This window comes from Proteus sp. STS61-E (assembly GCF_040932335.1).
Lineage (GTDB): Bacteria > Pseudomonadota > Gammaproteobacteria > Enterobacterales > Enterobacteriaceae > Proteus > Proteus mirabilis_B.
Genome location: NZ_JBFQGE010000001.1, coordinates 365,611 through 378,964 on the forward strand (window position 1 = coordinate 365,611; position 13,354 = coordinate 378,964).

Annotated in this window: 14 protein-coding genes, 1 tRNA gene and 1 riboswitch; of the genes, 8 read left to right on the forward strand and 7 right to left on the reverse strand. The window is 35.1% G+C overall.

Going from position 1 to position 13,354, the window contains the following annotated elements:
* The first annotated feature begins 1 nt into the window (after position 1).
* Positions 2-691 (forward strand): molecular chaperone, encoded by a 690-nt coding sequence (locus tag AB4J89_RS01770; protein WP_088495251.1) that lies wholly within the window; start codon positions 2-4, stop codon positions 689-691.
* Positions 692-927: 236 nt separating this feature from the next.
* On the opposite strand, the gene AB4J89_RS01775 is transcribed toward AB4J89_RS01770, so the two are convergent.
* Positions 928-1,003: transfer RNA gene (locus tag AB4J89_RS01775), tRNA-Lys, on the reverse strand.
* A 260-nt stretch (positions 1,004-1,263) separates the two neighbouring features.
* Here AB4J89_RS01775 and cycA point away from each other — a divergent pair.
* From cycA to AB4J89_RS01790, 3 genes are all read left to right on the forward strand, one after another.
* Positions 1,264-2,676, forward strand: coding sequence for a D-serine/D-alanine/glycine transporter (gene cycA, locus AB4J89_RS01780; protein WP_088495259.1), 1,413 nt, complete (start codon positions 1,264-1,266; stop codon positions 2,674-2,676).
* Positions 2,677-2,974: 298 nt separating this feature from the next.
* Positions 2,975-3,412, forward strand: a complete 438-nt coding sequence (locus tag AB4J89_RS01785) for a universal stress protein (protein ID WP_075674138.1) — start codon at positions 2,975-2,977, stop codon at positions 3,410-3,412.
* Positions 3,413-3,621: 209 nt separating this feature from the next.
* Positions 3,622-4,440 (forward strand): MBL fold metallo-hydrolase, encoded by an 819-nt coding sequence (locus AB4J89_RS01790; RefSeq protein ID WP_088495260.1) that lies wholly within the window; start codon positions 3,622-3,624, stop codon positions 4,438-4,440.
* Positions 4,441-4,631: 191 nt separating this feature from the next.
* On the opposite strand, the gene AB4J89_RS01795 is transcribed toward AB4J89_RS01790, so the two are convergent.
* Complete coding sequence (locus AB4J89_RS01795) at positions 4,632-5,078, reverse strand: universal stress protein (RefSeq protein ID WP_088495261.1); 447 nt, start codon at positions 5,076-5,078, stop codon at positions 4,632-4,634.
* A 235-nt stretch (positions 5,079-5,313) separates the two neighbouring features.
* Between AB4J89_RS01795 and psiE the strand changes: the two genes are divergently transcribed.
* A complete protein-coding gene (psiE, locus tag AB4J89_RS01800) occupies positions 5,314-5,727 on the forward strand; it encodes a phosphate-starvation-inducible protein PsiE (RefSeq protein ID WP_023581865.1) in 414 nt (137 codons plus the stop codon).
* Positions 5,728-5,874: 147 nt separating this feature from the next.
* A complete protein-coding gene (gene rlmA / locus AB4J89_RS01805; protein ID WP_088496019.1) occupies positions 5,875-6,690 on the forward strand; it encodes a 23S rRNA (guanine(745)-N(1))-methyltransferase in 816 nt (271 codons plus the stop codon).
* A 92-nt stretch (positions 6,691-6,782) separates the two neighbouring features.
* Here the strand turns inward: rlmA and mntP are convergent, their stop codons facing one another.
* From mntP to pabB, 4 genes are all read right to left on the reverse strand, one after another.
* Complete coding sequence (gene mntP, locus AB4J89_RS01810) at positions 6,783-7,370, reverse strand: manganese efflux pump MntP (RefSeq protein WP_006533102.1); 588 nt, start codon at positions 7,368-7,370, stop codon at positions 6,783-6,785.
* An 85-nt stretch (positions 7,371-7,455) separates the two neighbouring features.
* A riboswitch (yybP-ykoY riboswitch) is annotated at positions 7,456-7,568 on the reverse strand.
* A gap of 492 nt (positions 7,569-8,060) precedes the next feature.
* Entirely contained in the window at positions 8,061-9,422 is a 1,362-nt protein-coding gene (locus AB4J89_RS01815; protein ID WP_088495262.1) for an L-serine ammonia-lyase, read from the reverse strand.
* Positions 9,423-9,606: 184 nt separating this feature from the next.
* The gene (locus AB4J89_RS01820; protein WP_023581869.1) at positions 9,607-10,170 is read right to left on the reverse strand and encodes a CoA pyrophosphatase; all 564 of its coding nucleotides are present in this window, start codon (positions 10,168-10,170) and stop codon (positions 9,607-9,609) included.
* Positions 10,157-11,542, reverse strand: a complete 1,386-nt coding sequence (gene pabB, locus AB4J89_RS01825; protein WP_311754982.1) for an aminodeoxychorismate synthase component 1 — start codon at positions 11,540-11,542, stop codon at positions 10,157-10,159. The genes AB4J89_RS01820 and pabB overlap by 14 nt, the downstream gene beginning before the upstream one ends.
* A gap of 112 nt (positions 11,543-11,654) precedes the next feature.
* Between pabB and AB4J89_RS01830 the strand changes: the two genes are divergently transcribed.
* Positions 11,655-11,837, forward strand: a complete 183-nt coding sequence (locus AB4J89_RS01830) for a YoaH family protein (protein WP_069367593.1) — start codon at positions 11,655-11,657, stop codon at positions 11,835-11,837.
* Positions 11,838-11,933: 96 nt separating this feature from the next.
* Positions 11,934-12,323: a protein YebF gene (gene yebF / locus AB4J89_RS01835; RefSeq protein WP_311754981.1), complete on the forward strand. Its 390-nt coding sequence runs from the start codon at positions 11,934-11,936 to the stop codon at positions 12,321-12,323.
* Positions 12,324-12,425: 102 nt separating this feature from the next.
* Here the strand turns inward: yebF and AB4J89_RS01840 are convergent, their stop codons facing one another.
* Positions 12,426-12,659, reverse strand: coding sequence for a DNA polymerase III subunit theta (locus AB4J89_RS01840; RefSeq protein ID WP_088495265.1), 234 nt, complete (start codon positions 12,657-12,659; stop codon positions 12,426-12,428).
* Positions 12,660-13,354: the final 695 nt, after the last annotated feature.

Sequence of the window (13,354 nt, forward strand, 5' to 3'; positions counted from 1 at the left end):
TATGAAAAGGATCAGTATTTTTATTCTGTTACTGTGTTTTTCGTTTATCGCCAAAGCGAATTTAGCATTAGACGGTTCAAGAGTGGTGCTTTATCATTCGGACAGAGAAGCATCATTAAATATAAAAAATGATGGTGAGTTTCCGGTGGTAGTTCAAACATGGGTGGATGATGGTAACCCAGAAAATACCCCAGAGACCATAACCGATGTTTCCGCTTTATCACTACCGCCAGTATTACAATTAAAACCGAGTGAATCACAACAGGTACGAGTGATTAATAAGTTTACCAATACTGATAAAGAGAAAGAGACGCTTTATTGGCTGAATTTATATGAAATCATGCCTAAGCCAGCGAATAAGAAATATGATGAAGGCTTAATTAATGTCGTCGTTAGATTGCAAGTAAAAGTATTTTATCGCCCTGATAATTTAATTATGGCGATTTCCGATGTCAGTAGCGCTCTTATTTTCACAAAATCAGATCAACAGTTAACAATTGAAAATCCGACACCTTTTTATGTCACTATTAAATCAGCGTCGAGTGAAAACAACCCTAATATTCTTATTCCAATGATAGCGCCATTTTCCAAACAGCAAATCAACCTAGTGGATAGTAAAATAAACACCATTAACTATGTTTTGATTGACGATTTTGGCGGAGAATTTAAAGATAAAAAAGAGATAAAATAGGTTTATTGGTAGTTTATATTGAGTTATCTCATTAAACTAGATTAATTGTTTTCTTTGATTAATTCTATCTACTATAGGTTTGGATAAAAAATAAGCGAGTGCAGTTTTCTTTAATCGCCGTATTATTTTGCGTTTTCAGCTTAAGATAAATGTAACACTTCCGCGACAGTTTATTCTAAAAGCAAAAAACCACTTCTTGCGAAGTGGTTCAATTGCCTGATTTCTCAGCGTAAAATTGGTGGGTCGTGGGAGGCTCGAACTCCCGACCAATTGATTAAGAGTCAACTGCTCTACCGACTGAGCTAACAACCCGATGCGCTGATTATTCTCCTCTCAAATGCGATGGTCAAGCGCTTATTTTGATTTTTTATCAAATGGATAAAATATCGCCGAATAAATTAAAGAAAGGATCTTATCTGGTTATCAAAGCATCATTCATTTTACTAAAAGTGATCTTTTCATTACTTATACTGAGATTTGTGTCACAATAATTTCGCAAACACATTACCGCGCCAAAAAATAAAATAGCGGTAAAAACAACATCGAAAATATGAAAACACTTCAGGTATTGTATGGAAGATCAAACAGAAATTTCTCCTCCCGTTAGAGTGAAGAATGCCACTCTACAGCGCGGGCTAACAAATCGTCATATTCAATTAATTGCTATTGGTGGTGCTATCGGTACTGGTCTATTTATGGGATCAGGGAAAACCATTTCGTTAGCTGGGCCATCAATTATTTTTGTCTATATGATAATTGGCTTTGTCTTGTTCTTTGTGATGAGAGCCATGGGCGAGCTGTTATTATCGAATTTAGAATATAAGTCATTTAGTGATTTTGCTGGTGATTTATTAGGGCCATGGGCTGGCTTCTTTGTCGGCTGGACATATTGGTTTTGCTGGGTCATTACGGGGATTGCCGATATTGTAGCTATAACGTCTTATATTAGTTATTGGGCACCTAATTTCCCTGAGTGGGGCACATCCTTTATTTGTGTGCTGACATTGCTTATTTTAAATTTAGCGACAGTCAAACTCTTCGGAGAAATGGAATTCTGGTTCTCCATGATAAAAATAACCGCAATTGTCTCTTTAATTATTGTTGGTATTGTTCTTATCAGTATTGGATTTGAATCTCCAGCAGGGCACACCGCAGCACTAGAGAATATTTGGAATGATGGAGGGATGTTCCCCAAAGGATTAAGTGGGTTTTTTGCGGGATTCCAAATTGCTATTTTTGCTTTTGTTGGGATTGAATTAGTCGGTACTGCCGCTGCGGAAACACGTAATCCAGAAAAATCCTTGCCAAAAGCCATTAACGCTATTCCTATCCGTATTATTACTTTTTACGTATTAGCATTAGCCATTATTATGTCGGTAACTCCGTGGCGCTCTATTTTAGCGGATAAAAGCCCATTTGTTGAGCTATTCGTTATGATAGGAATACCTGCAGCCGCAAGTTTAGTAAACTTTGTTGTATTAACAGCTGCCGCTTCTTCTGCGAATAGTGGGATATTTTCCACAAGCCGGATGTTATTCGGTTTATCTAAAGAAGGCGAAGCGCCAAAACAATTTAGCCAATTATCTAAACGTGCAGTACCTGCCAATGGGCTGTTATTTACTAGCTTATGTCTGTCATGTGGAATTATATTAATTTATTTTATTCCTGATGTTATGCACGTATTTACCTTGGTAACAACAGTCTCGGCGTTATTATTTATGTTTATTTGGAGTATGATTTTATGCTCTTATTTGGCATATCGTAAAAAACGCCCACAATTGCATGAGAAGTCTATCTATAAAATGCCTTTGGGGATTATTATGTCGTGGCTATGTCTTGCATTTTTTGCATTTATGACAGTGCTATTAGCTTTTGAACATGATACTCGGCAAGCATTAAGTGTGACTCCACTGTGGTTTATCGCATTAGCAGTTGGTTATCAATACGTTAAGAAGAACAAACAGAAAAATGGTGTTCAAAAATAACATAGCGACGACCACATAGATTACATAGTAAAACGAGAGAGCCTTATTATTTAATAAGGCTTTTTATTAAAAATAAAATGCCATTGCTAATAAAATAATTACCAGTTTTTAAAATAAAAATTTATTAAAAATAAAGTTTCCATTTATTTTAATTTATTTTTTTACTTATTTCTTATTATTGTTTTGAGTGAAAAACAGACGTTATTTTTCTGAAATAAAATATTTTTAAAATATGTTAACTACATCCGGTATTTTTCTAAAAATACACTATCCTACAATTAAAATAAAAGGAGACGGTATGTATAAAAATATTTTGGTTCCCATTGATATTGATGAAGATAACCTGATGAACAAAGCAATTCCGTTAGTGGAAAATATTGCAAAAAATGAAGATCCTTATGTTCACTTTTTGTATGTACTTCCTAAACTTCCACAATCTTCTTATTATCGACTTGTTATGAATGGTGATCAATTAGATCAAGGATGCTTAAAAACGTCCGCAGAGAAAGAGCTTAAAAAAATAATCGAACGTTTTGATTTACCTGACGATAGAATGCAAACTCACATTTGTATTGGTACACCACGAGATGCAATATTGCAGGTCGCTGATGAAGTGAATGCTGATTTAATTGTGATTGGCTCGCACAATCCTGAAGATGATTCATATCATATAGGTTCAACGGCTGCAGATATTACACGTTATGCAAAACGTTCTGTTATGGTGGTAAGAAAGTAGGGCAGTAAGATAAGCCTAATGTTCTTATAAATGATAAATAAGAATATTTGCAGATTTAGTGATATCGCTGTTATGTTCCGTTCGCGCGTAACAGCGATTATGCAACTTAAAAAGTAAAGCAATCGCACAGAACAGCAGCTTTTATATTTGGAACAAATTCTTTTTTTAATTACTATTAGTTATTTCCTGATAATAATTAAAAACCCCCTATGTTAACGATCACTGCATTGCTAGAAAACAAATCGATTAATCCTGAACTTAACCACTATCCTGGTTTGTCATTATTGTTAGAAGATGATGAGTGCCAAGCTAAAATTCTCTTTGATACTGGAAAAGACCTTACTTTTATTTCAAATGCCCAAAAAATGGGTATTGATTTAACCACATTGAAAACAATTGTTGTGTCCCATGGGCATTATGATCATTTTGGTGGGCTCACACATTTGCCAGTAGATTTTTTTACTCATAAACCTCGAATTATCGCTCATCCCCATCTATTTTCTGTTCGTTATTCAGCACTTTTTTTAGGCAATAAAAATATTAAATTTAAACGGTTAGCGCCTTTATTTGAGCGCAAAAAACTTGAAGCACAGTTCTCTTTTGAATTAACACAAGCACCGTTAGCAATCGAAGAAAACTTTATCTATTCGGGGCAAGTGACCCAACGTCAAGTGAATAAACGCTACGGTGTTATTATTCATGAATCAGGTGAAGAAGATGACTATGTTCTTGATGATAGCTTTCTTGTTTGGCAAGGAAAAAAAGGCTTAGTGATTATCACAGGGTGTAGTCACTCGGGTATCGAATCCATCATTGGACATGCGAAAAAAATAACAGGAAATAACCAAATTCAAGCGATTGTAGGAGGATTGCATTTACGTTGTGCAACACCATCAGCATTGCAGCGCGCGAAAAAAGCCATAGATACAAACATTGATGTCTATGGATGTCATTGCACGGGCGTGTTAGGACGAAAATATCTTAATGCAAAAGATTTTAATGCAGGGCAGTCTTTATCTTTTGAATAGGATTAATTGTAAATATTGAACCTAAAAAGACCTGAAATTTTAGTTTTTTGGTCTGTATTCTAACAAGTTAACTATTTGAAATGAAAAAAATTAAGGTGCATTTAGTGCTATTTATAACGTAGGGGATCACAGAGTTCTTTTGGCAATGAATAACCTAGTATTATTGCCAAAAGAAAAGAGGGCTAGTGATTTTATTTGCGAATGACCATTACCGAACGTGACGTACTGTTTACAATATAATCCGCTGTCGAACCCAGCAATATATTGCGTTGGTTACGTGAGCTTGAACCTATAATAATGGTATCTGCATCAATTTTTTCTGCTAACTCTAGAATATTGTAATTAGGCGTACCAATAACGGCATGACATTGGTATTGTTCTTTGGGTAAGTTAAATTGTTGTTTTACACATTGCTCTAATTTTTCAGTTAATAGAACTAAAGCTTGTTGCTTTTTCTCAACGACAGACGGACTATCACAATTAAGTCCATAAGCTTCCAAAGAGCGTAAATTAGGCATAACTGTAATGAAATGGAAATAATTTTCTGGTTTCCTAGCTAGGAAGCGAATATCTTCGATCATGCGCTGAATTCTGCTATCTTCTAATAAATCAATTGCAACGAGGTATTTGTTAGCCATAGTGTGCCTTTTCAATAAATTAGCTCTTAAATTAAGTATAAGTAAACCCGCTTACAAGTTGAAATTTAAAAGTGAATATTGCGATTATTGCATCATTATTCTTGGTTTTTTGGCTCTAAAAGATAAAAAATAGTGTGATGAATGCATAAATCTATTAAAATTTAGCCAAATTGCCTAATAGGCCTTTTATCATTTTTTACACATCATGGAATGATCCCACTAGGTTATAGTTTATATGAGAAAATCAAGCGAAGACTTACTGAAATGTATTGCCACTATATTACAGTGGGTGCTTAATATTGGATTACTTATTTTAGCGATTGTATTGGTCAGTTTTCTTATCAAAGAAACATATGTAATTGCTTCATTATTATTTAATTTAGGTGCAGAAGAGTCGTCTTATCAATTGTTAGAAGGTATTTTGATCTACTTTCTTTATTTTGAGTTTATTGCGCTTATTGTTAAGTATTTTTTATCTGGCGGGCATTTCCCTCTTAGATATTTTATTTATATTGGAATAACGGCAATCGTACGTTTAATTATTGTTGAGCATAAAGACTCTGTTGATACGCTAATTCAGTCAGGCGCAATCTTGCTGTTAGTTATTGCGTTATTTATCGCTAACACTGAAAAATTAAAACGAACTTGATTTGCCTATAAGTTGTGCTTATTAAGCGACTTAGCATAGAAAGCATGATTTAAGATGAAAAATAAAGAGCAAGGTTTTCCGCAAGATTGGGAGAGGTATGTTATTATCTCTCCCAATTTTATTCTGGGTTATGCAAAAAATATTACTATGTCCTATCAATGTCCATTATGTCATCAGGCACTTTCTCTTCGCGCTCACAGTTGGGTTTGTGACAATAATCATCAGTTTGATTGCGCTAAAGAAGGGTATGTAAATCTGTTACCCGTACAATTTAAGCGCTCAAAAGAGCCTGGTGATAGCGCTGAAATGATAAACGCACGCCGTGAATTTTTAGATGCGGGGTTTTATCAGCCAATGCGAGATAAAGTGGCTGAGTTAATACAAACATTATTGCCTGAAGATAACAGTGTTGTATTGGATATTGGTTGTGGTGAAGGTTATTACACCAACCAGTTTTATCAAAATCTAAAATCACGTAACCCGCAAGTGTATGGTTTGGATGTTTCTAAAGTCGCGATTAAATATGCTGCTAAACGTTATTCATCAATTCATTTTTGCGTAGCTTCAAGTCAGCGCTTACCTTTTTGTGATGCCTCTTTAAACGCAGTTGTGCGCATTTATGCTCCTTGTAATAGTGATGAATTAGCAAGAGTTATTGCACACAATGGTTATATTATTACTGTTACCCCAGCACCTCGCCATCTCTATCAGTTAAAAGCACTAATTTATTCAGAAATACATCTTCATCCATTAAAAGAAGAATATTTTGATGGATTTAATAAAGTATCTGAACATCAAGTTGCTTATATGATGAATTTAAATGGCAAGCAGGCTTTTGATTTATTACAGATGACACCATTTGCATGGCGTGCAAGTGAAGAAGTAAAACAGTCATTAGCAGAAAATAAAAACTTTGAATGTGAAACCGACTTTTTAATTCGTGTTTATCAACGTCATGCTTAATCACATGAAATAAAAAATAGTTTATTTAGTTAATAAAAAAGCTTAGGTCGTAATATTTCAAACCTAAGCTTTTTAATATACTTTATTAGAGATTATTTGGCGTACATAAATAATTCTAGGTGTTCGAAGACAATATTAAAGCCGATTGCAATTAATACGATCCCACCAATAATTTCCGCTTTTTTTCCAAGTACTGGACCAATATAACGACCAATTAGCATACCCAGAGTTGCCATAATCATCGTCATCATACCAATTGTCATCGCGGTATGAACAATATTGACTTGAAGGAACGCTAAACCGACACCAATTGCCATTGCATCAAGGCTTGTTGCAATACCTGTTGCAATTAAAGACAGTGAGCCGTGGCGTTGTGGAGCATCTTCTTCACAAGGGCAATCATCACCACGTTTTAAGCTTTGGTAAATCATTCGGCTACCAAGAACAAACAGTAATCCAAAAGCAACCCAATGATCCCATTGAATAATATATTGGCTAGTATATAAGCCTAATGCCCAACCAATAACAGGGGTGCTGGCTTCAATAATACCGAATATAAATCCAGTGCGGAGTGCTTCACGAAAACGAGGTTTGTGTAATGTGGCACCTTTACAGACTGCGACAGCAAATGCGTCCATAGAAAGGGCAAGGGCGAGAATGATAGTAGCGTAGAAACTCATAATAAAGCCTCGGTTGGGGTATTTCCATATACACACAATTGACCCCCAACCAAAGAAGTACAATCATGTGTCTATGGTCTTGCCAACCGTATTACGGCATCTGTACCACGCTAGATGAAAATAAGCGAGTATGTTGATACAGATTTCTTAAAATAATATTTTTTATTTTAAGACAGGCTACTCCCCAATGACTTGGTGCAGAAGATAACATATTATTTTCGAAAGGCAACATATTATTTATTATATTTCAAAGATGATATTGATAATAATTATCATTATTGAATCGAGTGATTTTAAATATATTATTAATAATCACAAGATGTTAAAAAAATGATAAATTTCAATATGATGAATAATTAACCATATAATAAACAATGGGTTTTAATTATTTTTATAATAAGAAGTCAAATTTTTATAGAAATAAATACACCTGAGAATTATAAGCTCTATTTCTTACAAAATTAAATGAATATTCAATGAGCCTATATTTAATGCGTTCATTTAATGCTTATATTTAATATGGAAAAATAAGAAAGGTTTAAATTATAGAAAGATATATTACTTAATTTTAAATGTGTATTTTATGATTATTATCTTTAGTTATCTAAGAGTTAAGTGATGATTAAAAATAAAGTAGCCAAAATAAAAAAGCCATTCAAATTGAATGGCTTTTCGTCTAAATAGTGCTAGTTAGTCACACTGTACTTTGATTGCAAGACCACCGCGTGATGTTTCACGGTATTTAGCATTCATGTCTTTACCTGTTTCATACATGGTTTCAATGACTTTATCGAGAGAAACACGAGGTTCACTGGTACGACGGATTGCCATACGTGCGGCATTAACAGCTTTAACTGAAGCAATAGCATTACGTTCAATACAAGGAACTTGAACTTGACCTGCAACTGGGTCACAAGTTAAACCAAGGTTGTGTTCCATACCGATTTCAGCAGCAATACAGACTTGCTCAGGGCTTCCACCTAATAATTCAGCAAGACCTGCAGCCGCCATTGAACAAGCTACACCTACTTCGCCTTGGCAACCTACTTCAGCGCCTGAAATAGAAGCATTCATTTTGTAAAGAATACCAATTGCGCCAGATGCTAAGAAATAACGTAAGTAGGTTTCTGGTGTAACAGGTTCGATGCAACGATCGTAGTAAGCTAATACCGCAGGAACGATACCACATGCACCATTTGTTGGTGCTGTGACAACGCGTCCACCTGCTGCGTTTTCTTCATTAACTGCCAGTGCAAACATATTGATCAGATCAACAACTTTCATTGGATCGTTTGACAGGCTGTTGCTTGATGTTAATAAGCGATTTAATGCAGCTGCACGACGAGGTACACGCAATGGTCCCGGTAATACGCCTTCTGTATTTAAACCGTGTTCAATACACTCTTGCATTGTTTTATAAACATCAGCGAAATAAGCATTAATTTCTGCTTGAGTATGCAGGTCTAGCTCATTTTTCATCATTAAACTAGAAATAGATAAACCCGTTTCTTTACAGTGCTTTAATAACTCTTCTGCACTTGCATAAGGGTATGAAACTGGCTTGCTATTTAATGTTGATTTACCGAAATTTTCTTCATCAACGATAAAACCACCACCAATAGAGTAGTAGGTTTTTCTATAAACTTCTTTGTCGCCTGCAAAAGCATGGATTGTCATACCGTTTTCATGTAATGACAGGTTGTCATTGCTGAAATGCATACTTTCTGCTGGGAAATCGACTACTTTTAGGCCGTTTGCTAATGATAGCTTGCCAGTTTCTTCAACTTCACGAATAAAACCGGGAATGCTGTCAATATCGACAGTAGCTGGTGCGTTACCTGCTAACCCCATAATAATTGCGATATCAGTATGGTGACCTTTGCCTGTCAAAGACAAGGAGCCGTAAACATCAACAGCTACACGAGTGACAGACGCAATCAGTTCCTGGCTGACTAAATCATCGACAAATTCTTTACCCGCTTTCATTGGCCCTACGGTGTGAGAGCTAGATGGTCCGATGCCCACTTTAAACATGTCGAAAACGCTAATCACGTCAGACTCCTTAATAATAAGAGAGAGGGTTAAAAAGAATAAAATATAGTTATTTATAGTAAAGGGATCGTTTTTACGATTATATCGTCCCGTTAATGATGTAGTTTACAACATTTTTTTAAAATAGCTAAGTAGAGTTGTGAAGGCGGTGATAAAAAGCACAGGCTGAATATAAAATAGCGCATTAAGTGATATGCAAAGCGAGTCTATGTAAAATAGCGGCGGTTAATCCCCAGACAAGATGTCCATTATAGGGATAAAAGTAGATACGATGATTTTCACCAGCACGATGAAAATCTAATGGTTGATAATGTTGAGCATTAAGTACATGGCTTAATGGCATTTCAAAGATAGAGGCGACTTCAGCAGGATTATGACGCAAAGGTAAGCCCGCAGGAATAACGCCCACAATCGGGGTGACTAAATATCCGCTAGAACTTTGTAAAGGGGCTAACTGACCAATAACGGATACGGCATTAGGTGGAATAGCCACTTCTTCATGTGCTTCCCTTAGTGCAGTTGCAATAAGGTTGCTATCTTCAGGATCACGTTTACCGCCGGGTAAAGCGACTTGTCCTGCATGAGAGCGTAACGTTGATGCTCGCTCAGTTAATAATAATGTTGGGTTAGGTTTATTGATAATCGGCAGCAAGACGGCCGCCGATTTTTGGGCATGAAGAGGCTGATTTACCTTGTCATCAGGTAATGTGAGTTGAAAACGATTGATAAAAGTATCAATGGGTGTCATCGACAGGAGACTCATTTAAAACAGTTAATATTTGCCCAAGTTTATCGAATGTTTCTTGGTACTCTTTTTCAGCAACGCTATCAGCAACAATACCACCACCAGCCCAGCAGTAAATTTTATTTTTTTCAGTCAATAAAGTGCGGATGCTGATATTGGTGTCCATTGTGCCACAAAAACTGATATAACCAATTGCACCACAGTATCCATGACGACGATGAGGTTCAAGTTCTTCAATGATTTCCATTGCTCTGATTTTTGGCGCTCCCGTAATAGAACCACCGGGGAATGCTGCCCTTAATAAATCAGTCGCTGTTAAATGTGAAGGCAACTGCGCCGTGATCGTACTGACTAAATGATGTACCGCAGGGAAACGCTCAACAACAAATAATTCAGGTACTTTTACTGAGCCTGTTACTGCAACTTTGCCAATATCATTACGCATTAAATCAACAATCATTAAGTTTTCAGCGCGATCTTTACGAGAGTTTGCTAATAACTGTGCTTGTTCATCATCTTCTTCTGGCAATGCTTTACGAGGCAGTGTTCCCTTTATTGGGCGTGTTTCTATTTTATTATCAGCTAAATGAATAAAACGTTCAGGTGAAACACTAATCACAAAATTGTTGGGTAAACACATAAAAGAAGAGAATGGCGCTTTATTAGCTTGATTCAGTGTCAAGAATGCATTCCATTCACTACCAGTATAATTTGCACAAAAACGTTGAGCTAAATTAACTTGATAGCAGTCACCCGAAAGTAAATATTGATGTATTTTAGCAATTTTTTCGTTATATTCATCACTACTAATGTTTGATTGCCAATCGGTTGTTAAGGTAAATGCGGTATCAATAGATGTGGATGTTTGTTTTTCTAACCACTGTAAGCGCTCATCAATATTGTGATAGCTAATTAAAGTAGCTTTTTTTAAATGGTGATCAACAATAAGTGCCCAATCATAAATACCAATCGCCATATCTGCGAAATTAAGTTCATTTTTCGCTATTTCAGGCAAAGTTTCAAAACGGCGACCTAAGTCATAACTCCAAATACCTAAAGCGCCTCCCAAGAAAGGCAACGATTCATTATGCTCTGGGTGGAAATTAAATTGTTCTAACGCAGTTTGAATAAGTGTGAACGGATCTTTTTTAGAGCGATTCACCGCACCATTTTTTTCTTTGATGGTTGTTGTTTGTTTGCGCGTTTCCAAAGTTATAGCCGGGTCGGAGACAACAATATCAAAACGGTTATGAGGATGTTCGGCAAAGCCAGAATGAAGTAAACTAGACCAAGGCAATGACGCAATAGGAGAAAATACCCGCAGTGCTAGATCAGGGGTATAAGTTAATTCACGTTGTTGTAATTGCATATCCATCTTATGACCATATAAACAAAGTGTGTTGTATTATTCGCACAATAAATTGTAATCAAAAAGATTACATTCATGTAAATACAAAATAGACGTTAATAAAGATAAGAGTAACATTATGTTTCTAGGAATGCCTACATTAACACATGAAGAGCAACAAAAAGCAGTAGAAAAAATTCAATCTCTTATGGCTGAGGGAATGAGTAGCGGAGAGGCAATTCAGTTAGTCGCTCAAGAATTAAGAGAGAAACATACAACCCGTGAATCTGTATCCATCGTATTTGATGATGAGAATGAATAAAACAATTTTTTAACAAATGTCACAATTGTGTTATTAACCATATGCTATGCTTAATGAAAACACATCCTGTTTTAAAAGATATTTTCGGGAGGTTATATGAAATTAAGCAAGTTAGTTGGTCAAACAGGGATACTTGGAGCAGGTCTTTTACTTGCTGTTTCTTTTGGAGTATCTGCAGAAAGTATCGAAAAGGTTAATAAAGACATTGTGCGTTCAGCACCTTTTGCGAGTTGCGTTAATTTAGATAACAATCAAATTGTTACACGAGTAAAGAATGATTATTTACAAAATCGTCTACCTCGCTGGCAAGATGATAAGAATGCGTTAGGGTCAAAACCTGTTGCTAGTATCAATGCGAATGAAGTTATCAAGATGAATAATAACTATCAGATGGTATTGAATGTAAGAGGTGCAAGAACAGACCTTCGTTACAATGTTCAAGTCAATTGTGATGACAATACGATTACTTATGTTTCTCCTAAATAATTGATAGATGATAGTGAGTTGTCGTTAATCTATTGAAAGAAAAAGAGATAAACCTTGGTTTATCTCTTTTTTTATCATTATTAAAGTCGTGCTGAGTGTTTGCTATTTTTTTACCGGAGGTTCATAAGGTAAACGAGAATAGTGTTGGCTTCTTGCACGATAAAATACTAGCCTTTCTTGAAAGAAGGCTTGAAAAGCTTGAGGTTGTTCTCTTAAAACAGCATCTGCTACAACGGGCATGTTATAGCGCTCTTTAAAAGCGACGCCTGAAGCAGCTAAACTTATATTTAGCTTATCTTTTTCTTCTTGTGTCAATTCTGAAAGGTTATAACCCATTATTTATCCCTCTGTAACGATATAAGTAAGGTAAAAGAGCATGCTTATTAATGCAAGCAAATAAAGATATTAGTCATTAATGTGCATTAAAAATGATGTACTTTATTTGGGTCAATTTTTAATCAAGGTAATTAAATATAACAATAAAATCTTATTCCTCTTTAATTATTATACCACTTTGTGGGTAATTGAAATAAGGCGAATGATAAAAAAAACATTTTTAACCCTTATTAAATAGATTTTAAAATGGAGAAAAAAGCAATTTATCTACGAAAAGAGTAAATAATATGAATGTTTAATTTGACTTAGATCAAAGAAAATAATGAAGGATTTTGCATTAAAAATAAGTAAATAATGTTAATTTATCAATTAAATGTTTCATGTGTTTTTATTTTGTATTATTTGACAAGGGGTTACGGTAAGGTGCTGAAATATTGGGATAAAAAAATGCCCTGTTGGGGAAACAGGGCGAAAATTAATACAACACCAGGGAAAAACATAGTATAAATAAAATTAACTAAATGGTTAATAGGTAAACTTACGTGATTCTGCATTTTTTTATTAATATGAAATAAAGCGTTATTAAACTTTAATTAATGTTCAAAAAAGAAGAGAGTTATTAATGAATAGCAAGTGAATAAAAAAGAGAAGAGAAACTAATCAACAGTATTCTTAAAAATGTAAGATAACAAACC